A 23055-nucleotide genomic window follows, 5' to 3' on the forward strand; every position below is an offset into this window, starting at 1 on the left:
AATAAAGAGAATATGACCACGGTCATATTTTTAAATCATGGAATTGTGTACATTTTTCACTTAAAATTCCAGTCATGAAAAATATTCTTCTTCCTACAGATTTTTCCGAGAATTCAGTGAATGCCATCAAATATGGTCTCCGGCTGCTTCAAAATACTTCCTGTACATTTTTTCTATTACATACTTTTACCCCGGCGGCATACCATTCAGGGAAGGCCTTTAAGAACTTTACTTCAATGGAACTGGTTCACGCAACAAGGGAAGCGGCTTCAGAAGAAATTAGGTCTATCCTGGATAGTTTAAAATCGGAGTTTGATAACCCCCGGCATAAGTTTGAATGGATAGTGGATTTTAATCTTTTAATAAGCAAGATAAAAAGCCTGATCAAAGAAAAGAAAATCGATTACATTTTTATGGGAACTCAGGGTGCAACAGGTGCGAGGGAGATTTTTATGGGAACACATACCATGTATACCATTAAAAAAGTGAACTGTCCCGTACTTGCTATTCCATCTGGGACTCATGACGAGAATCTAAAAGAAGTCCTTTTCGCTACAGATTATAAAGTGGTAAGAAAGACTGACCTGGAGACCATTAATTTTTTTACTGATCTTCATAAAGCCAGGCTGCATGTTCTAAATGTCAATTCTGATGGTTCGCTGGATAGTAAACAGCTGGAAAACCGAAGTATGATCTCTCACTTTTTTGAAGAAGATAAACCTATATTCCATATTACCGAAGGAGATGATATTCCAGAAGCGGTGAAAAAATTTCAAAGACAGAATCATATCGACCTGGTAATAATGCTACATAAAAAGCATACTTTTTTTGAAAATATCCTATTTAAACCTGTGATTAACCAGTTGGTGTATCACACCAATATTCCCTTTATGGTTATTCCTTACCGGGAATAGTTAATTCTATAGAAGTTTTGGAAGTTTATGATTGTTAAAAAGTTGTATATCAATATTCTACAGTGTTTTCTGTAGGTTGCTGTCATTAGTTTTCCAAAAATAATATTCGTAATTTTAAGATTAGAATTCGCTACTTGAATTCTGACTTAAACCCTGCATCTGCCTGCTTATAATCCTATAATAAGCGGGATTATGAAGTTCAAGTCTCCAAAACCAAGAAAATCTGGAAAGCAGCTCCTCGTTGTTTTCTCATTCATTATTGTCCTGATTTTCATTTTTTTCTTCCTCTTTCAATACGAATTTTTCGAAACGGAATACACCGAGATATCCGAAGAAAAGACAGATCCACTAACCGCCGATTATGACACCTATTTCCTGGACGATACCCGGGAGAATAAAAAGATCAAATATGGATATGAACTTTTCGTTAATACCGCCCAATACCTGGGGCCGCAAAATGGAAAACGGGAAAAAGCCTATTCCGGAAACAATTTAAGTTGTAATAATTGCCATTTAAAAGCAGGCACCAAACCATACTCTGGGATGTTAATTGGAGTGATCAACCGTTTTCCTCAATATAGGGGCAGAGAGAATAAAATAGGAACTATAGAGGAGCGTATCAACGGTTGTATGGAGCGTAGCATGAATGGGAATCCTCTTCCCCCGAATGGAGATGAAATGAGTGCTTTTGTAGCGTATATGAAGTGGCTTAGCCGCTTTTCTCCTGAAAATGGAAAAGTAAAAGGTGCTGGCTATGCCAGGATAAAGATCCCGGAGAGAGAGGTAGATCTTGAAAAAGGCGAAATGCTATTCATTAAAAAATGTGCGGCCTGTCATGGCGAAAACGGACAGGGAATACCTCTTAGGGATTATGCGGGATATCTTTATCCGCCGCTTTGGGGTGATGATTCCTATAATATTGGCGCAGGAATGGCCAGGGTGATCACCGCTGCTGAATTTCTAAAAACCAATATGCCCTATGGGGTAAGTTACGATAAGCCCGAACTTACCGATGATGAGGCCTATGACATTGCGGGTTATATTAATCAGAAGGACAGACCGGATAAAGCGAACCGTGAACTTGATTTTCCCGATCTTAAAAAGAAACCTGTATCTGCACCTTATCCTCCCTACGCAGATAGTTTTCCCGTTTCCCAACATCAACTGGGGCCCTTTCAGCCTATTATGGAGTTCTATAAAAATGAATACGGAATTATAAAAACTAAGTGATATAGGACGATATCAAATCAATTAGATAAGAATTGATAAACAAGTAACAACTTTAATGTTTTAAATATGAAACCGAAACAATTAAATTCAACAAGAAGAGACTTCCTGGGTGCCATGGTTCTTGGTGCTGCAGCTAGTGGAATTTCAGCTTTTGCAAATCCACTGGAAAAAACAATTCCAAAGGTAGATGCAAAGAAAATTAGCGAATCAGATAAATGGTTCGATAGAATCAAGGGATCTCACCGGGTTGTGTTTGATGGCTCAACACCACATCATAGTTTTCCGGTGATATGGAACTGGGCCTGGTATTATACCAACAATGGATCTGGTTCTCCTGATGATGACTTAACAGGCATGACGGTTCTTAGGCATGATGCGATCCCGTTTGCTTTAAAAGATGAGGCCTGGAAAAAATACAAGTTAGGCGAGATGTTCGATATCCCTGATAATAATACCAAAGCTTCAGCGGTAAGAAATGTAGTCTATGAACCACAGGAAAAGGATATGCCCATGCCGGTTATAGAAGGGATAAAAAAACTTCAGAGTAGAGGAGCCATGTTTTGTGTTTGTGACCTGGCATTGAATGTATACAGCGGTATGGCTGCTCAGAAATTGGATATGGATGCCACCGAAGTTTACGAAGAATGGAAATCTGCCGTATTACCAGATATTCATATTGTGCCTTCGGGAGTATGGGCATTAACAAGAGCACAGGAGCATGGATGCTCTTATATTTTTGCAGGATAAAACTTAAAATTAAAGATCATGAAACATTATGTAATATTTTTTTTCACCTGCCTGTTGTCTTTAAATTTACTGGCCCAGGATAAACCCGTTCAAATCGTTTTTGATGTGACCAGTGATGATGTGAAAGTACATCAAAAAGCAGTTAGACATGTAAAAATGATGTCTGAAGCCTACCCAGATTCAGATTTTGAAATCGTGGTTTACAGTGGTGCACTGGACATGGTTTTAAATGAAAAATCTTCTGTGGCCTATGACCTTAAAAAGCTTGCCGAAAATGAACACGTGACAGTGGCAGTTTGTGCCGGAACTATGGCTAGGGAAAAGGCTGAAAAAACAGATCTATTACCTGGTGTAAAAGTTGTCCCAGATGGAATTCTGGAAATAGCTCATAAGCAAGGGCAGGGTTGGAGCTATATTAAGGAGCAGTAGTATCTGAAACTGAAATCAGCTTTAAAATTTTTAGTGAACAAATTAAATTTTTTAATTTGTTCACTATATTTCCTATTGTACTTCCTTAAGTACTAGCACCGGAAGTTTAGGATCGAAATTTATCTCGTTAGATCTATTCGACCTGAATAATTTCGAAAAAAAGCCCTGTTTTCGCTGGTAGAGAGCCAGAAGATCAGATTCTCGACTTTCAATAAAAAGATGAACTCCGGTGGAAGGTGAGGTCTGGGTGAGCGTATGAAAACTAAAATCTATTTCCTCCAGGTGTCCTGAAAGTTCAGCTTTAATTTTTTCCTGCTCTTCGGTAAGCTTTTTACCCTCACTGTTAATATAAAGAACCCTGATAGATGCACCTAATTGAAGCGACAACTCAATAAGGGGGGTAAGCTCCTTCTTTTTAAATGGTATCCTGAAATTCGAAGGAAAAACCAATTCCAGTAATTTATTGGTTTTCAGTTCATACTTTTCCGGTACCACCATAATAGGACATTCTTCAATTTCCTCGCTTATTTTCGAAATACTGCTATCGTTTATAGAATTGATGCCTGCAATCTCTCCCGCCGCACCAAGAACAATAAGTTCTACGCCATATTTTTCAACAGTTTCCTGGATCCCGTCTTTCAAACCACCTTTATATGAAATGGTTTTGAATTGATGTTTCTGGTTTTCCTTTCTGAAATCAAGGCCTTTCATCATTCTTTCCAAACCCTTTTTAGAAACCTGCTCTTCATTTTCTTTCTGCTCTTTTTCCTTGCCAAGAGCAATCGCATCGCTTAGAAAATTTTGTGAATGATAAACATTTATGAGATAAAATGTGCAGGCATGCTTTTTATATAGGTTCATTGCGAAAATTAAAGCATTCCAGGAATGTTTAGAAAAGTTAGTGGGAACAAGGATCTTTTTTTCCATACAGAAGTATTGAGCAGTAAATATAATCAGCAATTCACTAAAATAACAAGTTTATTGCCAGATCCTTCAGGACGATAATTATCTTAATCCCGGAGTGATTTAAATGAATGATTTTTAATAAAAAGCTAAAAATAGTTATTTTAAATTAAGTTTTTAACTAAAAAAACCTATTAAAATCAAACCATTCAATGCTTTTTACCGTAAATATGGTAAATAAAAGAAGGAGGTAGGTATGAAGAAATAAATAACAGATTACAATTATGTTCAATTAATTTTTTAATTACGAGAATTAGCCTAACACCAAAGCCCTGTTTAATTACAGGGCTTTTTGTATTTCAACATCTAAAATGGGACATGAAAATTCTCTGATGAATTAATTCATTTCAGCAACCTGTTAACCTTAGATTCAGAATTATTACTTCTCTTTCTTATGAGTCCTAATCAATGCTTTCAAACTTTCCAGGTAATCCCTTAATACCTTATTGCTGATATCGGGATGTTCAAAACTTGGTATTGTTATAGGCTCTTCATCAATGAAGGAGTATAATTCTGGGTATTCTGTTTCCAGTTTAAGCGTGAGCTTATTGATCTGCTCCAGTATTTTAACTGAAAGAGTCATGATTTCTTTTTTAATGGAATCTTACATTAAGTTACGGTTTATCAGTTTGGAATCCTAATTTCCAATAAATTATGGTCAGCTAAAGTTAGGCTCTTGATTCAGAAATTAATTCCAGGATAGTAATTCCAAAAAAGAAATTTATTGAGAAATTATAATTCTTAGGTTAACTAAAAACTTTAGCTTATTTGATACTTAGGCTACTATATCCCTGCCCGTTCCGGCTTAATTGAATTTGTGTAGAGATCCTTTCTTTTAAAGAATCCACATGACTTATAATTCCAATGGTCTTGGAACTTTCTGCCTGTAGTTTTTCAAGGGTATCCAGGGTCTGGTCCAGGGTTTCGGGGTCAAGTGTTCCAAAACCTTCATCTATGAAAAGACTGTTTATTTCAACATTTTTCGAGGCCAGGTCAGAAAGTGCCAAGGCCATCGATAAACTTAAAATAAAGGTTTCACCTCCAGATAAGGTTTTTACCGACCGGCGCTGTCCTCCCATATGTTCGTCTATGGCGACAAGACCATCATCCTCTTCTAGATCTGGTTTGTCTATGAGGTAGCGATCACTGAGTTCCTGTAACCTGACATTTGCTAATTTTAGCAACTGGCTCAGGGTAAGGTCCTGGGCAAAATCATTGAACTGTTTCCCTTTCGAATCTCCAATAAGTTCACTTAAAAGTCGCCATCTTTTGGTTTGCTTCTCCTTTTCTTCGATCTGAAGTTTAAGTACCTCCATGCGTTTTAAACGGTCTTCCTGGTTTTTCAAGATGCGTTCTAATTCCTTGGAGGAATTTGAAAGACTGTTTAATTGCAGATTTCTTTCTGCCAGTTGTTCCTGAAGTTTAATCTTTTCCGTTTCAGTATCCAGGCTTTTTAATTTTAGAAGTTGGTCGTTCAATAGTTTTATCGAAGCTTTGCTGTCATCTATCTGTTTTACGATAACCTGTCTTTCATTCCGAAGTTTGGTAGCTTCGGTTTCCGGGATCAGGGCTTGCCAGGCCTCGCTAATTTGATTAAAATCGCTTTCGGCGATAAAACCTTTTAAGTGGTTTTCAATTTGAACCAGCTCCTTTGAAGATTCATCAATTCGCTTCCTGTTTTCTAATAACCTTTCATTCAGGTTTAACTTTTCCTGCTGGATTCGGCTCCATTTATTTGCGATCTCCTGCACCTCATTCTGAATATTTTTTCCAGTATAAAGTAAATCCAGTTCCTTTTTTAGTGATTTACCTTGGTTAAGGATGTTTTTTAATTCACCGGCAAGAGGCAAGGCATTACTAAATGCTTTTTCGTTAAGCTTTAGTTTTTCCAGTCCAGCCAGGATTTCAAGGTTTGCCTCCAGTTTTTCGGCGGTTTTTTCGATCTCTTCTAGATCATTAAATTTACTGAATTCACTATATTTTTCAGCAAATTCATTTCGTTTCTCATCAAATTTTAGCTGGTACTGCGACAACTGATCTTGCAATTCTTTCTGCTTCTTTTCAAGACTGGAAAATTCGGCTTCCAACTGATGAAGTAAACGGTTTGAATTCTGGAACTGCTTTTCGAGATCAGTGATCTTCTTTTCTAATTCATTATCTCCTGGCGTAAGTTCGTGAGCGTATGGATGATGTTCAGAACCACAAAGTGGACAGGGCTCACCGTCATTTAATTTTTTCCGGTGCTCCTCCAGGCTGGCTTTCAGTAATAAATTCTCCTTTTTTAGTTGTGCATTTTCCAGGTGCTGTTTAGCAGATTTAGTTTCAGTATTTCTCTCTTTAATCTTACCCGGTAAATCCTTTATTCGAGATTCTTCCTTCTGAATTTCTTTCTTTATCCTTTCGATCTCATTCTTCTGATTTAGGATTCCGGTAAAAATCTTTGAGGCTTTCCTGGCTTTCTTTATCTGTGATCTTAACTGATCCTGTTTTAATTGAAGATCTGTCTCTGCATTTATTCCCAATCTATTGCAGAGGTTTTCAATTTTATCGGTAGTATTTTTTAATTCTGATTCTAAGTTTGAGACAGAATTCCCAAGCTCCTGCTCATCGAAATGGAATCCCGTATTTCTAAGTTCAACTTGAAGTTGATCTCTCTTTGCGGAATAGGAATTTAGTTTGTTTTTCTTGGTTTCCTGCAATTCCAGAACTGTATCCCTGAATGTATACAGTTGCTCTTCAATATTGCTTGCTGTGACTTCCTTTCTGGTGATTTTTAAAGTTCTACCTAGTAGTTCCTGTTGCTGTTTATGGTTGGTTTCTAAGGAATTTGCAATATTTTTTTTCTGGGTATCTAGTTCAGAAAAATGCTTTTTTAGCTGTTTCCACTCTCTAAGATTATCGGCCTCCTCCTGTACTTTTTCGTGCTGTTTTAAGGGCAATCCATGTTCCGCTTCAAATTTCTCCAGATCTAAATTAGCCTTACTTTGAGCATTTTTCTGTTTTTCAATTTCCTGAGATTGGGAGTTGATCTCCTGTTTAAGCTGAATCGCTTTATTAATATTTTCAACCTCCTGCTGGTAAGTCTGAGCAAGCCTGGTTTTTTCTTTTAGATCAAATCTGTATTTGTTAATGATCTCTTCCTCCAGCAGATCCCTCTGTATGATCTGAATTTCATTTTGCTGTTGCTGTATATCCCGGTTGGCTTCCCGGTTCTTTTCAAAGGCCTTTATTCCTAACCTTCGATAAATGCCTGTTCCGGTGATCTTTTCAAGTAATTCTCCCCGTTCCTCTTTTTTAGCCTTCAGGAATTGCGCAAATTCACCCTGTGCCAGTAGCACAGCCTTAATGAATTGATCGTAATTTAGCCCGATAAGCTCCTCATTTTTATTCGGAACCATGGATTTTTTCAGATCAAGCAGCTTTCCAGAATGATGGTCATGGATCTCCATCTCGTAATCATTGAGGTTACCATTCCGGTTAACTTCAATGCTCCACTGGGAACTAAAAACTCCATTATTAGATTCGTAAGTTACCCGAGCCATGGAATTCTTCTGGTTTCGGGTAAGAATGGCACCTTTACTTTGAATTTCATTCCGGGTTATCTTGCCTAAGCGGGGGACATGATTGAAAAGTGCCAGCGAGATCACATCCAGGATGCTACTTTTTCCGCTTCCTGTAGGCCCGGTAATGGCGAATAAGGAATTAGTTAAAAATGGTTCTTCACTGAAATCGATTTCATGGAATCCTTTCAGGGAATTTATATTTTCGAACTCTACTTTCAGGATCTTCATTATTCCGAAATATTTTCAGATTGTACTTCTTCCAGGATCTCGTCGAAAGCTGAAAGGATTTCATTTTTCGCTTCCTCGCCATATTCATGCTTTGAGATCAACTCCTTAAAAACATCTTTCGGTTTCAGATCTTCCAGCTTCTGTTCCTTTTCATAAAGTTCAGCTGCACCATGTACCCGATTTTTGAATTGTACCCGTTGCTTAACAATTTCAAAACCCTCACGGTTAAAATCGTTTACCAGGCTATCCAGGGCATAGATCTTCTGGGCGTCGTATTGTTCCTCTACCAGGTCAACTTCTATAAGAGAGGTTAGTTCAGACCTGTTTTCAAGACCATTAAGTTTCATTTGAAGTTCCTCCAGGTTACCGCTAAGCCTGATTAACTTTCTGAAATTTGGCAATCCTATACTTTCGGGTTGGAAACCTTTATCCGTATCTATGATCAACACACTTTTTTCATCTTTTCGTTCACTAAATGATAATGGAATAGGAGAGCCACTATAGAAAACCGGAATTTCGGCGTTTACTTTTTGTGGTTTATGAATATGCCCTAATGCGACATAACTGAAGTAAGCGCCAAACTGTGAGGCCTGGAAAGCAGCAAGATTTCCAATTTGGATATCCCTTTCACTTTCTGAAGTTTGGATCCCCGCAGTATATAAATGCCCCATGGCGATCACGGGAATTCCGGCATATTTTTCCTGACAAATTTCAGCTGCTGAACGGAAGATATTTTTAATTCCTTCTCTTATTGCTTCAAGCCTGTCTTCATAATTGCTAGCACCGGCTCCAGATCTTAAGTCGGAATCTCGCAGGTAAGGAATGGCTGCAACCACCAGTTCTATCTCATTCTGCCGATTATATACTGGAATAATAGTGTCTTCAAGTTTTTCGGGTAAACCTCCAATGATTTCCATATCCAGGGCTCGTAAAAGGTCGCCAGGTGCATTCAGCATTGCCGGGGAATCATGATTCCCACCTGTAGCAATTATTTTACAGTCCAGTTGCTGGAGTTTTACCAAGGCCTGGTAATATTGTTTTCTTGCATCAGAAGAAGGATTGGCAAGATCAAAAATATCGCCTGAGATCAGCAGGACATTAATGTTTTCTCGCCTGATATATTCAATAAGCCAATGGATGAAAAAATCAAAATCTTCACTTAACTCATGCTTATGCAGTTTTTTACCAATATGCCAGTCGGCAGTGTGGAGTATTTTCATGGTTCTGGAACTTACCTCGCAAAATAATTAAGTTTTAACGCCAATTCAAGTCTTCATGGAATTTTTATCGACAAACTCTGGGGGTGAATTTTTCGGTATATCTTTATTTTAATAGCCGGATCAGTTTTGGGTGACTGGTTCTTTTTCTACAGTTTTTCCTTTTTGAAAATAAAGCCTGATATCTTCTGAAACCAGGTATAAACAAGGTACGATCACCAGAATAATGGAAGTCGCAAACACGATCCCGAATCCCAGGGAAATAGCCATAGGAATTAAGTAGTAAGCCTGGCTGGAGGTTTCAAGGATGATAGGAGTCAATCCGCCAAACGTTGTAAGCGTAGTCAACATGATAGGACGGAAACGTCTTATCCCGGCTTCATGAATTGCTTCGTAAATAGAATGAGTTTCTCTTTTTTTATTGGCATAATCTATCATGATCAAAGAATCGTTCACTACCACACCAGAAAGAGCGATCACCCCCATCAAACTAACCAGAGACAGATCGTATCCCAGTAAAATATGACCTATAACGGCTCCAACGATGCCAAACGGAATTGCCGTGAGCACAATTAAAGGCTGTGTATAGTTATTAAAAGCAATAGCCAGTAAAGCATAAATAAGGAGCATTGCTATACTGAATCCACTCCAGAGAGTTGCTGTAGATTCCCGCATATCTGCCTGTGAACCTTCAAAACTCCAGGTTAGCCCGGGAAAATCTGCTCTTAGTTGGGGCAGAACTTCCTCTTCTATAGATGCCAGAACCTGGGAAACGGTATTTGCCGGTTCCACATCCATTCCCACATTAACCACCCGGCTTCCATCCCGGCGATTAATACTTGTAAAGGCTTCGCGTTGCTCCAGGTCTACTACATCCATTAGGGGAACTTCTACACCGTTTTGAGTACGCACCAGAAAATTCTCCAAATTCTGAATATCCCTGCGTTCTTCCAACGGAAGCTTCACACGAACCTCGATCTCATTGGTCCCTCTTAGTTGACGCATAGCCAGGGCTCCAAAAAAAGCGTCTCGAACCTGCTGACCAACTTCGGAAGAAGTTAACCCGAGATTTCTTCCTTCGGGTTTCAGCTTAAAGTCATATTGAATTTTTCCTTTATTATAATTGTCATTTACATCCCGTGTGTTATCATAAGCTTCCATTCTGTCCAGGAAAGCCATGCTGGCTCGTTCCAGGACATTGATATCCGGGTGGCTTAGGTCTACACTAATGGCTTGCTGATATCCTCCCGGGCCACGCTCGGCCTCAAAAGTGATCTGGTCTACTCCTTCAATATCCCCAATATTATCCCTCCACAGAGTAATGACTTCTCGCGCAGTCATATCCCTTTCATCTGGCGGCCGCATTACGATCTCTACATCTATGAAATTCTGCCCGCGAACGTTCGTTTTTACTCCTTCAGCTACTTCATACAAATTATGTTCATCGAACATTTTTCGTGTGGAAGCGGTGATCTCCTCGGCAACTTTTGCCGCCTGAAGTGGAGTAGTGCCAACGGGAAGTGAAACCCCGGCCTCGATCTCGTCTGCCGCCACTTCCGGCATCATGATCATTCCCATATGATCGCTATACCCATAGGCTCCAACCATTAATAGCAGGGCCACTGCAGCACTCAGCGTGATGTAGCGATACTCCAGGCACTTGTCCAGTACAGGTCGGTAATACTTATCTACAAGTCGGTTAAATCCCTGTGCAAATCTTTCCTGCCAGTCTTCAAATTTTCTAATAAACCCCTTTTTCTTTTTAATGGATAAATGAGCCAGGTGGGAGGGAAGTATGAATAATGCTTCCAGTAAAGAGATCGCCAGAATTACTATTACAACTACCGGAAGTGGCCACCAGAATTTCCCGGTCTCCCCGGGCATGAATAGCAATGGTACAAAGGCCAGGATGGTAGTGATGATACTGAAAATAACGGGTCTTGAAACATCCTTTGTTCCTTTTATTGCCGCTTCAATAGGGCTGTTACCTTGCTGCCTGTATTCATAAATATTCTCACCAACCACAATGGCATCATCCACAACTATTCCCAGAACGATCAGGAATCCGAACATAGAGATCATATTAATGCTAACCCCGATCATTGGTAAAAAAATGATACCACCAATAAAAGAGATGGCCATTCCCATCATTACCCAAAAGGCAAGGCGGTATTCCAGGAATAGGGTGAGTATCACCATAACGATAATAATGGCTAGGATCCCATTTTCGGTAAGCAGGGATAGTCTCTCCCGGTAATCTTCAGCACGGTTACTATCTATCCTGTATTGAATTCCAGGTGGAAGCTGAAAATCGTCCAGAATATCGTTGGTGATTTCTGAGATTTCGAGTGGAGACTGATCACCGACCCTGTAAATACTTAAATCTACTGAAGGTTGCTGGTTGAACTGCCCGTGAAATCCAGTTTCCTCGAAACCATCTGTAATTTTTGCAATATCGGCCAAGGTTACTTTCGCCCCGGAAGGAGAGGATACAATTGTGATGCTTCCAAATTCCTCTGCCCATTGTTTGCGTTCCTTCATACGCAGCAGGATCTCACCAGATTCGGTTTCTACCGCTCCGGCAGGCACATCCCTGCTGGAACGTTCAATGATCTGAGCAACCTGACCAAGGGTAAGGTTATAGGCTCGAAGCTGATTTCTCGGGATCTCTACATGGGTGACATAATCAGGAACATTTCCCAATTCCACCTGGGTGATATTTGGGTTACTAAGGAGCCGGTTTCTTAATCTTTCTGCCAACTGGCGTAAGGTCCAGATATCGGCGTTGCCATAAAGACTGATTTCCAGCACATCTCTCTGGCGGTCCTGGAGACTTACCTGTGGTTCTTCGATATCGTCTGGAAAGGTCCTAATCCGGCTTACGGCCTGGTCTATTTCCTGGAAACTTTTCATGCGGTCTGTCCCCGCAATGAGTTCTATACTTACATTTCCCGATCCTTCGTTGGCTGTAGAAACGATCTCTTTGATACCCTGTATTCCGCGAACAGCTTCTTCCACCGGAAGCAAAATACCCTGTTCAACCTCGGCAGGGGCAGCACCCGGGTAGGTGACATTTACCTGCACATAATCCAGCTGGAATTGTGGAAAAACCTCTTTTTGGATATTGAACATGGTCCAGATCCCTCCAGCCAGCAAAACGATCATTAATAAATTTGCGGCAACAGAATTCCTGGCCATATATCCAATGGCACCTTCTTTACGTGTTTTTTTCTTACTTCCCTCGCTCATTTATTCTTCGGCATTTGGAATTGAGGTGCTGTCTTTCGATGTTCTTAGCTTGATCCCGTTAGAAACCGTACTTAAGTTGGTGACTACTATTTTATCGCCGTCTTCCAAACCTTCGCTTATATAGGCATATTCAGAATCTGAAAGCAGGATCTCCACTTCCCTGATCTGTAATTCACCTTCCTGCATTACCCAAACCGTATTATTGCTTCTTATGAGATCCCGGTTAAGTCTTATTACATCCTGTATTTCCTCAGCTTGCATATGTGCTTCCACGAAGGACCCGATCATAAGTTCAGGTTTATCTTTATCAGTACTACGGGCTAATGGATCTGAAACCCATACCAGTATCCTTGCAAGCCTTGTTTGATCATCTAAAGCACCAACTTGCTTATACAGGTAGCCTTCACGAAAATCTTCTTTGCTCCATGCTGAAGAATTCATGATCTTAACCGGTGAACCTTTTTGAGATTCTGATCCTGGAAATTTTAACCACCTTATCTTGTTTACTGGAACTGTAAGGTTTACCCAGTAATGATCTATACCCACAAGTCTTCCCAGGTTATCACCCGGACTTACTTGGGAGCCTACAGTCACATTCTGACTAAGAATATGAGCATCGAAAGGAGCTTTGATAGTTGTTCTAGAAAGATTCAATTGTGCCTGCTCTACAGAGGCTTTCGCGGAATTTAAGCTAGCTTCAACAGAGTTCAGCTGAGGTTTTCTTAAAACCAATGATCGCTGTTCAGCCGAAAGAGAATCAATTCCTAACAATTCCAGATCCTGTTCTGCTACTTCCTGTCTTCCCATTTCTACAGACATATCGGTCTCAGCCTGCTGAAGTTCGCTTTTCCTTAATTCCAGCGTATTCCTATAATCTGAAGGGTCTATTTGCATTAGAACTTCACCTTTTTTTACAAAACCTCCGGGAATAAAAGATGGATCACGTCTAATTACCTGTCCCGCAACTAAAGGGCTTAGGGTGATATCTTCTACTGGCTGAACAGTTCCGGTGGCGACAATTACCGGCCTGAAATTGCCTTTTTCTGCTGGTTCAACCTTTACCAACATAGCCATTTGTTTTGTGGCTCCTTCGCTGCTGGCCGTTGGTTCAGTTAGAAAAATTAAAGAGGTGATCACCGCTGCGATCAACAGGATTATACCACAAATGATAAGAATCTTTTTTTTACTCATGTTATTCCTCTAAATATTCAATGTCTTCAATTTGGGTTTCCCTTTCGGTATCGAAACTGCCGGCCAGAGCACGATAAAGAGATATTCTGAATTCGATAAGTTCCTGCCTGGCATTTATAAGATCCCTTTGCAACTGTTGTTCCTGCCCAAGGGCGATAAGAACGTCAAGGTAATCTGTGAGTCCGTTAAGGAAAGAAAGTTTCAACTGTTTATTGGTCTTAACCGCAAGGTCCAGTTGCTTTTCAAGGGTTGAGATCCTTTCCTTTTGTTTTAATTCCCTAACCAGGGCATCTTCAACCTCCCGGAAAGCAACTAAAACGGTCTGGCCGTATTCATAAAGACGTTGATTTTTAATGGCTTCAGTCCTGCCTACATCTGCATTCAATCTTCCTCCATAAATTATAGGTCCAACAATATTTCCCGCCAGGGTATATGCCCAGTCCTGAAAAAGAGAGTTAAAATCGTTCGAACGCGCCTGGGCACTCAGGTTAAGCGAGATACTTGGATACTTACTTCTAATAGCTACAGCCATATCTCTGTCTGCGGCTAATACCAGGCTGTAGGCTCTTTTAAGGTCTGGCCGTCTTCGGGCAAGTTCCAGGGGTAAGCCGGTCTGAGGTAAGGCTGGTAATTCCGGAAAATTTGCCTCAGGAATTTTAGTAAAATTCTGTGGTGGTGTACCCAACAATACCGCCAGTTGGTTTTCTATAAGGGTCACATTGGTTTCAAAAAAGATCTTTTGATTTCTGGTAGATTCTAGCAGTTGTTCCTGTCTTAAAATATCTACCGCCCTTATTTGCCCACTGGTATATCTTGCTCTTAAAAGTTTAAGGATATTTTGATTTGTTTCTATTTGTTCCTCGATGAGCTCGAGTTCTTTCCTTGCAGCAACCAATCTATACCAGTTCAAAGCTGTTTCAGCAGAAACGGTCATGGCAGCCGCCTGATAATCGTAAAAACTGGCCTGTGCTCTAAATTCTTCTGCTTCTACTCCAGAACGTATTCTACCCCAAAGATCTACTTCATAAGCAGCCGAAAGACCTACCTGCGAATTCTCACCACCGGCAAAATCAGGTTCAGGACGGCTAATTCCTGTTCGAGCTTCAGCCTGAATATCAGGGAACAGAAAGGACCGTTGAACCTTTACGCTCGCTATAGATGCCTGGAATTGCTCCCAGGAACCTGCCAGTTCGAAATTTTTCACAAGGGCAGTATCTATTAATTGGTTTAGTGTAGGATCATTTAAAGAAGTCCACCATTCTTCCTGAATTTCTGAAGCTCCCGAACTGGAAAAGTTTTCAGGTTGTTCTATAGGAGCTTCAACTTCCTGCATTTTTGGGGCACAGGCGGATAATAGCAAGAAAGCCCATAGAAAACAGGCAATTCTTTTCAATCTATTTGTATGTTCTTTGGTTATATATATACTTTTTGAATTTAGGTTAAAAAGGCAGATGCAGAGATGAACTTCCTGTTTTTAGTTTCTTTTTAAGATTGAAGCTCTGATTTACAGGTGAATCCTAAAGTTACAGAAATTTTCTGAAGGCCTGGCGCTGAAAATATTTCGGTAGAAAGATTTATTATATTATTAACAAGGGTTTAATTTCTATATCACGGGGAAAGAATGGTAGGAAAAGTTGTAAGAAAAAAATAGGAGGTAGGCTTTGAACAATTAAGGCAATAGATCTTCTTCGTAAATTTCAGTTTTCCTGTGGATATTATAAAATCCGAAGACCTATCGTTTGGGCTTACTAATTTCATTTTCAGAACAAATAAGATCTATTTTAGAAATTCACCTGCAATTTACTAATAAGGGATATGACCAAGAATAATGACAGATAGTGTTAGGTTACTAATTAGAAAAAGTTGGAAGGAAAAACACCGGACCAAAGTAAACAAACCGACCCTACTCAATCTGCTGTACTATTAACTGGTCCGGATTTAAAATGGGATTTAAAAAAATTGAAACATACCCATTAACGAGTGTACTTTTCGCTGTATTCGTTACACTCTATTCTTTGCAATTCTAAACTTTTTTTTCGCAAATTAAAAACAGCCTTGGGAACGAGTGTTTTACCCGGTTTAAATGAAAAAATATTATTCAATACTTTTACTCGGGATATAAATTTCAAGATGTCAATTCCAATTCCAGGGTACGAATTCCATCCCTTTTTCTTTTAAAAAATGTATTGAATGAATTTAAAAGTAATTCTGAGTTTTTCTTAAAAGTTCTTCATAATCATTCAGGAAATTTCCAATTTTAAAATAATTTCAGGAATTATTGCGGAAACCGTAATTCGTCACTCGAGCTCGAAAAAATCTGTTTCTTTATGAGGTAAAAAAACTTAGCTTTAGCCTTTCATAAAAACATTATGATTCGTCAATATGGATGATAAAAGGCATTTCGTAATAGATTTCGACAGCACCTTCACCCAGGTAGAGGCTTTGGATGTACTTGGTGAGATCACTCTGGAAAATAATCCGAACAAGGAAGAGAAACTACAGGACCTAAAGGAGCTAACCGATCTTGCCATGGGAGGAAAGTTGGCATTCAGAGAATCTTTGGAAAGAAGGCTTGAGATTCTTGACGCACATAAAAATTCTATTCCCGAGCTTATTGAAAGGCTTAAAACAAAAGTTTCAGTTTCTTTTGTGAGAAACGAAGCTTTTTTTTCAGAATACCAGGACCGTATATATATTATTTCCAATGGATTCAGGGAATTCATTGTGCCTATCGTGAAAGAATACGGAGTGAAGGAAGAAAACGTGTATGCCAATAGTTTCCAGTTTGATGAGGAAGGGAATATTAGAGGTTTTGATAAGGAAAATGTACTCTCTTCAAGTAATGGAAAAGTTGAGTTATTAAAGAAACTGGATTTGAAGGGAGATGTCTATGTAATTGGCGATGGTTATAATGACTATGAAATTAAAGCCGCTGGCTTAGCAAATAAATTCTATGCTTTTACTGAAAATATCGAGCGTGGAAATATCCTTGATAAAGCAGATCATATCACTCCAAGTCTTGATGAATTCCTATATCTTCATAAAATGAACAAAGCAATATCTTACCCTAAGAACAGAATCAAGGTTCTTTTACTCGAAAACGTACATGCAGATGCTGTAGCCATCATGAAAAATGAGGGATATAATGTTTCAACGATCTCGGGAGCCCTGGATGAAGAAGAATTATCCGAAAAGATAAAAGATGTTTCCGTCCTTGGAATTAGATCTAAAACGCAATTAACGGCTAAAGTGCTTAAGAATGCCAATAGACTTATTGCTGTGGGAGCCTTTTGTATAGGCACGAACCAGATAGATCTTGAAGAATGCCTAAAAAAGGGTGTAGCTGTTTTTAACGCCCCATATAGTAATACCAGGTCTGTGGTAGAGCTAGCTATTGGAGAGATCATATTATTAATGCGTAACCTCCCAGATAGGATCGCTGAGATGCATAATGGGCAGTGGAATAAGTCGGCGACGGGAAGCTTCGAGGTAAGAGGCAAGAAATTAGGAATTGTAGGTTATGGAAATATTGGAGCACAGCTATCAGTAGTAGCAGAGGCAATAGGGTTTGATGTATACTATTACGACCTGGTAGAAAAACTTGCTCTTGGCAATGCTACAAAATGTAACAGCCTTAAGGAACTTTTCGAAAAGGTAGACATAGTTACCTTACATGTAGATGGCCGTAAGGAGAATAAGAATATGATAGGTGACAAACAATTCAAATGGCTTAAGGAAGGTTCTATTTTCCTGAATCTGGCCCGGGGGCAGGTAGTAGATGTAGAGGCTTTGAAGAAACATTTGGAATCTGGAAGAATAAGAGGAGCCGGAATAGATGTTTTTCCGAAGGAACCTAAAACTAACCAGGAAGAATTTGAATCACCCCTAAGAGGACTGCCAAACCTCATTTTAACCCCGCATATAGGAGGAAGTACGCAGGAGGCGCAGGAAAATATTGGAAACTTTGTTCCTGGAAAGATCATCAATTATATAAATACAGGAAGTACAACTAATTCTGTAAACTTCCCTAATCTACAATTACCCATACTGGAAAACGCCCATAGGCTGATACATATACATCATAATAAACCAGGTATTATAGCACATATTAACAGGATACTTGCAGCTCACGATATCAATATAGTGGGGCAATATTTAAAGACCAATGAGACAATTGGTTATGTGATCACAGATATAAATAAGGAGTATGATAATGAGGTGATAAAGGAATTGAAGGGTATTGAAGGTACGATCAGGTTCCGCGTTTTATATTAATTGAATTATTTTATTAGGTTAGAAGGTATTTCGGCAAAATTCAATTTGTCAGGGTGAATTACTTCAATAATTTTGCAGGTTGAATATGCTTATTTTCATATTGCCCTATATTTAAATCATCTACGAAATTAGAATTTCTTGTCCTCGCAGAAATTTCCTACACTTCATTTCTACCGAAATAGGATGTTTACTGTTAAAAAAGTATTAATTAACTGTCGTTCAGTATCATAAGGTTTTTTGAGGTCTATATTTATTGGCCCTACTTACCTTTTTACTATGTTTTAAAACTGATTTATGATGGATGAAGTACTTTTCTATTTTGTTGTGGGAGCCTCTATAATAATTGTATCGGCTATTTGGATAAAATTAAGGCTGGACAATACCAAGCAGGAGAAACTTATAAAAAAATATCTTTCTGATCTTTCAATCCTGAAAAAAAAGAATCATAGTTTAAGACATTTAAAGAAGGAGTTGAATCAGTAGATAAAAACGTTAAGAAAGCTTAAGTTTTTTTAAATTTAGCTTTCTGTTAACTGTTGAATATTAATATATAAGCTATATTTATAATTGTAATTATCAGTGAAATGATAGTTGCGAAGGGTAACTGAAAAATGGTTTAAATATTTTGGTTACCCTTTTTTTATGTTTTTTTTCTTCACCTCGATTCGATCAGATCAGTAGTAAAGTACAAATGTATACAACCGCTCCTCCGAGCATAAGAATAAAAGTATAAGGGAGAATGTCCTTAGCATTTAATTTTGTTATCGCAAGTAAGGGTAATGCCCAGAAGGGTTGAAGCATATTAGTAAGTTGATCTCCATACGCAAAAGCCATTACTGCTTTATTCAAAGGGATTCCAAGATTTGCAGCGCTTTCTAGAACAATTGGGCCCTGTATTGCCCATTGACCACCGCCGCTGGGTACAAAAATGTTTACCAGGCCTGCGCTTAGGAATGTAAACAAAGGTAAGGTGGTTTCAGTAGCGATACTGGAAAAGAACGCCGCGATATCCCCAACCATTCCAGTTTCTTTCATAATGCCCATAATTCCAAAGTAAAGCGGAAATTGGATAAGAATCCCAGCTGCTCCGCTTATTGCTTCATCTAATGCCTTCAAAAATGAATGAAAAGACCTGTGAAGGAGTATACAACCCGATAGCATAAAGAAATTAAGCATATTGGGGGTTAGTTTACCATTAAAAAGGTCAGAAGAATAACTAACGAAAAATGCCGTAAACAGTAATAATCCAAAGATTAATTTTAACCACCTGGACCGGTCCAGTTTTTCAGCCCCTTCAATTTTTAAAGACTTTTTACTTTCCTTGACCTTCTCTGGTAGATCAACGGTGTTGAAACCGGTATTTTTACTTAAAAGCCATAAAAGTCCCGGAACTATTATTAGGACGATTGAGAATGCAATAAGGTTCCAATCAGCAAAAATGGTAGTATCTGTTGATATGGCGTCAGGAAGACTCGATACAAGGCTTTCGTTTTTGTAACCAGTAAAAAGGCCGCTTACATGTCCGGGTTCTGCCACTTTCAGTGGGGCACTTCCACTAATGCCTCCGTGCCAGATCATTAATCCTGAATATCCGGCGGCCCCAATTAATGGATAATTGATCTTGAATCCCCTTTCCTTTGCCGCCTCCCCAATTTTTCTAACCATGATGGCACCAAAAATGAGACCCAGCCCCCAATTGAAAAATGCCACGAGCATGGTAGATACCGAAACCATGATAATTGCGCTGGTATTTCCGTTAATCAAACTTATAAGTCTTTCAGTAAGCCAGGCCATAGGTCTGCTTAGAACGAGTACATGGCCAAGAACAAGAATAAGCATCATTTGTACGGCAAAAACGAGTAGGGCAGGATCCCACATACCTTCTTGCCAGAATTTTAGAATATTTATCATTGATGAAGTACTTCCGTCACCGGTATATAAAAAAGCCATACTCATTGTTAGAAAACTAAGCAAGACAGCCAGAGTAAAAGGAGCAGGGATAATTTTCCTAAATCCAAATTCAATAAAGCGGGTGATTTTCATATGAAGTAAATTTCCAGGAACGCTTTAAAATTCTATAATTCTACTGGAATTAAAAAACAGAATATGTAATTGATTGAATATCAAAGAATAGGGTTTTTTGATGTGAACCGCTTCTCTAAAGCGGCCAAATTATATACAGGAGTGGCGAATAACCAGATATTGCTTTAATACCGGTAAGAGAAGGCCTTTCAGAATTTAATTCTTTTTAAGGGTGATTGGTTACTATTCTTCAGTTAACCGAATCATTCTCCCTGAAGTAAGGGGTAATATGGTGTAGTTTAGCAGTGTTGTTATTTCATTAATCAATTTAATGACAGTTAAAAAAAATCATTATTCATTAAAAAAACATTCATCATGAGAACTTTAATTTTTTCTTTATTGCTAATCGCTGTGACTACATTCAGTCAAGCTCAGGAAATTACCCAACTGGAAGAGGCAAAAGTAGGTTTTGCACCATTCGATACTAAGGTTACCCGAAGTGGAGATTCTTTCATCTATACTGTAAATGAATCTTATGCAGGGGAATTTACGAAGGATGCCATCGGATTCATGAAAGCACATTTTGACATCGATAATTTTATCGCAGAATTTGAGGGTGAGTATGATAATTACCTGGTGAGTTTAAGAAGTTCTAAAGGTTTTTTGAATGCTGATTTTGACAAAGATGGAAACCTGGTTAAAACTTACCAGAAATTTAAAGACATCGTTTTACCACTTGATGTGAGAAGAGAAGTTTATATGGCCAATAAAGGCTGGACAATGACTCAGAACAAATACATCGCTTCTGGTAGAGGTGAACTTATAGAAAAGGAAGTTTACAAAATCAAACTTGAAAATGGAAGCAGTAAAAAATCTGTGAAAATAGATCCAAGAGCATCAGGAACTTCAGTAGCTAGTAATGAATAGGCCAGTTAATTTGAATTAGTTGTTAATAAAGGCTGTCAGAATTTAATTTTGACGGCCTTTCATTGGATAAATAAAAATCAAAAAACATATATATGATAAAAATTTACTACACATTTAATAACGAAATTGCGAATTTTATGAAAATAATTTTGAAATAGTTTTAAATTGAAGCAGTCTAATTTATTTAAAACTATGAATGCACTTGTAATTGATGACGAAGAATTAGCCAGAAAAAGGGTTTTGAACCTTCTGGAAGACGTAGAAGAAATTGAAGTTATCGGTGAGTGTTCGAATGGGCGTACTGCAATTGAAATGATCAATTCTGAAAAACCAGACCTGGTATTCCTGGATATTAATATGAAGGACATGAATGGTTTTGAAGTCCTAAAAAAGGTTGAGATCTCGCCCAAACCAGTAGTTATATTCGTTACCGCATATGATAATTACGCCCTGAAAGCCTTTGATGTTGAAGCTTTTGATTTTCTGCTTAAACCGTTTAAGGATGAAAGGTTCTACAAGACTATCAAAAAAGTGCTCCATACTACCAAGACCGAAGCCAATGATAATTTTGAAAAACGAATGGTAGAATTCTTTCACGAATATTCAAAGGGAGGAATACAGCTTAATTCGGTTTCAAAAATACCAATCAAGCAAGGAAATAAAACAGCCCTGGTAGACCCGAACGATATTTTATATATACAGGCATCAGGTTATTACGCTGAAATTTACGCCGGTTCAAAAAAATATGTCTTGCGGGAATCCCTGAATAACCTTGAAGAGATCCTGGATAGCAACACCTTTGTTAGGATACACAGGTCTACCATTGCCAACCTAAATTTTGTAGATGAGATCATACATTCAGATTATTCTGAAATAGATGCAAAAATGACTGATGGGAAATTGCTTCATATTAGTAAGTCCCATAAAAAAGAGTTTCTTGAAAAAATAGGAATATAAATGAGTTTTTCGACCCTAAAACAAAAGTATATAGATTTTAAGCTGGTGCTACTACTGGCCGGATTCTATTTATTATTCGATATAGTCTTACTGGTGAAGGTGAGTTATATGCAGGCTTATATGCCCAGAGAATACGGGCATTTCAACTGGCCAGATTTTCTAATTAATAATGTGCTTTTCGACTATATCATTGTTGTGAGTTATATGACCTTAATTGCGATTAGTACTAAGCGATTTCTAAACAAGAATTATTCCTGGGTTAAAATCATTTCCATACATACCGTTTTTTCTATTTTGATAGGATTGATAATTCGATTGATTTTTGACTTTTACTCCATCCTGGTGGGCAAGATAGACTTGGCCAATTTTGATCTTCGTAGAAGTATAAATGCTTTTGTGTTCGTGATGGATCTGAATTTCCTGATCTATTTCGCTATGGTTTTCATAATTTATACCTACTATTATCTGAAACAGGTCAAGGAGGCAGAGAAACGTCATTCCAAACTTGAATCACAATTGGTGAATACCCGAATGAAAATGCTGTCTTCTCAATTGCAGCCGCATTTCCTTTTCAACACCCTGAATTCCATTGCTGTGCTTACCGATATGGACACGAATAAAGCGAAAGATACCATTGCCGATTTAAGTGACTTTTTACGCGAGATCCTCTATAATAGTGACCGGAACCGGATAAGCCTGGACGAGGAATTGAGAATTCTGGAATATTACCTGAATATTGTTAATGTGAGATTTTCAGATCATTTGCATATTAAAAAGGAGATAGATGATTCACTTCTACTAAAAAGAGTACCCGCCATGCTGCTTCAGCCTGTTATTGAAAACTCGATAAAGCATGGATATTCTTACGATCATACCGATCTCAATATTCTTGTTTCGATTTATGAAGAAGGCAAAATGCTGGTAATAAAAGTCGAAAATGACGGTGAGCCTGTTTCTGAAACCCATGCCGAACTTATGAAAAAAGGTGTAGGTCTAAAGAATATCGATGACAGGTTACGAAATTTATATAAAGAAGATTATTTCTTCGAGATTCGTAATAAAGAAGATAACTCAGGAGTAGAAACCATCATAAAAGTTCCGGAATAATTGAAATTTTCAATTCGTATTTTTCTATTTCAGGGA

At 38.5% G+C, this 23055-nt stretch carries 17 protein-coding genes; 9 read left to right on the forward strand and 8 right to left on the reverse strand.

Translation table 11 applies throughout. The features are described from left to right. Window positions 1–74: 74 nt before the first annotated feature. The 4 genes from ML462_RS13710 to ML462_RS13725 all read left to right on the forward strand — a co-directional run bounded on the left by ML462_RS13710 (window position 75) and on the right by ML462_RS13725 (window position 3320). Window positions 75–914 carry a universal stress protein gene (locus ML462_RS13710; RefSeq protein WP_240714398.1) on the forward strand — a complete coding sequence of 280 codons (840 nt, stop codon included), beginning with the start codon at window positions 75–77 and terminating at the stop codon, window positions 912–914. Window positions 915–1106: 192 nt separating this feature from the next. Beyond that, window positions 1107–2144, forward strand: coding sequence for a c-type cytochrome (locus tag ML462_RS13715; RefSeq protein ID WP_240714399.1), 1038 nt, complete (start codon window positions 1107–1109; stop codon window positions 2142–2144). Window positions 2145–2210: 66 nt separating this feature from the next. After that, window positions 2211–2891, forward strand: coding sequence for a Tat (twin-arginine translocation) pathway signal sequence containing protein (locus tag ML462_RS13720; RefSeq protein WP_240714400.1), 681 nt, complete (start codon window positions 2211–2213; stop codon window positions 2889–2891). An 18-nt stretch (window positions 2892–2909) separates the two neighbouring features. Continuing rightward, window positions 2910–3320: a DsrE family protein gene (locus ML462_RS13725; RefSeq protein WP_240714401.1), complete on the forward strand. Its 411-nt coding sequence runs from the start codon at window positions 2910–2912 to the stop codon at window positions 3318–3320. Between the two features lie 72 nt (window positions 3321–3392). On the opposite strand, the gene ML462_RS13730 is transcribed toward ML462_RS13725, so the two are convergent. The 7 genes from ML462_RS13730 to ML462_RS13760 form a co-directional block, all read right to left on the reverse strand. Beyond that, window positions 3393–4247 carry a universal stress protein gene (locus tag ML462_RS13730; protein ID WP_240714402.1) on the reverse strand — a complete coding sequence of 285 codons (855 nt, stop codon included), beginning with the start codon at window positions 4245–4247 and terminating at the stop codon, window positions 3393–3395. A gap of 415 nt (window positions 4248–4662) precedes the next feature. Continuing rightward, window positions 4663–4866: a hypothetical protein gene (locus ML462_RS13735; protein ID WP_240714403.1), complete on the reverse strand. Its 204-nt coding sequence runs from the start codon at window positions 4864–4866 to the stop codon at window positions 4663–4665. Window positions 4867–5047: 181 nt separating this feature from the next. Then, window positions 5048–8074 carry an SbcC/MukB-like Walker B domain-containing protein gene (locus ML462_RS13740; RefSeq protein ID WP_240714404.1) on the reverse strand — a complete coding sequence of 1009 codons (3027 nt, stop codon included), beginning with the start codon at window positions 8072–8074 and terminating at the stop codon, window positions 5048–5050. After that, a complete protein-coding gene (locus ML462_RS13745) occupies window positions 8074–9294 on the reverse strand; it encodes an exonuclease SbcCD subunit D C-terminal domain-containing protein (protein ID WP_240714405.1) in 1221 nt (406 codons plus the stop codon). The genes ML462_RS13740 and ML462_RS13745 overlap by 1 nt, the downstream gene beginning before the upstream one ends. Before the next feature lie 120 nt (window positions 9295–9414). Continuing rightward, window positions 9415–12540 (reverse strand): efflux RND transporter permease subunit, encoded by a 3126-nt coding sequence (locus ML462_RS13750; RefSeq protein WP_240714406.1) that lies wholly within the window; start codon window positions 12538–12540, stop codon window positions 9415–9417. Beyond that, complete coding sequence (locus ML462_RS13755) at window positions 12541–13731, reverse strand: efflux RND transporter periplasmic adaptor subunit (RefSeq protein ID WP_240714407.1); 1191 nt, start codon at window positions 13729–13731, stop codon at window positions 12541–12543. It lies immediately after the preceding gene. Window position 13732: 1 nt separating this feature from the next. Continuing rightward, on the reverse strand, window positions 13733–15124 hold the full coding sequence (locus ML462_RS13760) for a TolC family protein (protein WP_262914767.1): 1392 nt from the start codon (window positions 15122–15124) through the stop codon (window positions 13733–13735). Window positions 15125–16113: 989 nt separating this feature from the next. On the opposite strand from ML462_RS13760, the gene serA reads away from it, so the two are divergent. Both serA and ML462_RS13770 read left to right on the forward strand, forming a co-directional pair. Next, a complete protein-coding gene (gene serA, locus ML462_RS13765) occupies window positions 16114–18006 on the forward strand; it encodes a phosphoglycerate dehydrogenase (protein WP_240714409.1) in 1893 nt (630 codons plus the stop codon). Between the two features lie 294 nt (window positions 18007–18300). Further along, window positions 18301–18489 (forward strand): hypothetical protein, encoded by a 189-nt coding sequence (locus tag ML462_RS13770; protein WP_240714410.1) that lies wholly within the window; start codon window positions 18301–18303, stop codon window positions 18487–18489. Between the two features lie 186 nt (window positions 18490–18675). Here the strand turns inward: ML462_RS13770 and ML462_RS13775 are convergent, their stop codons facing one another. After that, the gene (locus tag ML462_RS13775; RefSeq protein WP_240714411.1) at window positions 18676–20049 is read right to left on the reverse strand and encodes a short-chain fatty acid transporter; all 1374 of its coding nucleotides are present in this window, start codon (window positions 20047–20049) and stop codon (window positions 18676–18678) included. Between the two features lie 354 nt (window positions 20050–20403). Here ML462_RS13775 and ML462_RS13780 point away from each other — a divergent pair, with 354 nt between their 5' ends. From ML462_RS13780 to ML462_RS13790, 3 genes are all read left to right on the forward strand, one after another. Then, complete coding sequence (locus tag ML462_RS13780; protein ID WP_240714412.1) at window positions 20404–20955, forward strand: hypothetical protein; 552 nt, start codon at window positions 20404–20406, stop codon at window positions 20953–20955. Window positions 20956–21147: 192 nt separating this feature from the next. After that, complete coding sequence (locus tag ML462_RS13785) at window positions 21148–21912, forward strand: LytR/AlgR family response regulator transcription factor (protein ID WP_240714413.1); 765 nt, start codon at window positions 21148–21150, stop codon at window positions 21910–21912. Next, window positions 21913–23019 carry a sensor histidine kinase gene (locus tag ML462_RS13790; protein WP_240714414.1) on the forward strand — a complete coding sequence of 369 codons (1107 nt, stop codon included), beginning with the start codon at window positions 21913–21915 and terminating at the stop codon, window positions 23017–23019. Window positions 23020–23055 lie beyond the last annotated feature (36 nt).

The organism is Christiangramia lutea, from assembly GCF_022489035.1.
Taxonomy (GTDB): domain Bacteria; phylum Bacteroidota; class Bacteroidia; order Flavobacteriales; family Flavobacteriaceae; genus Christiangramia; species Christiangramia lutea.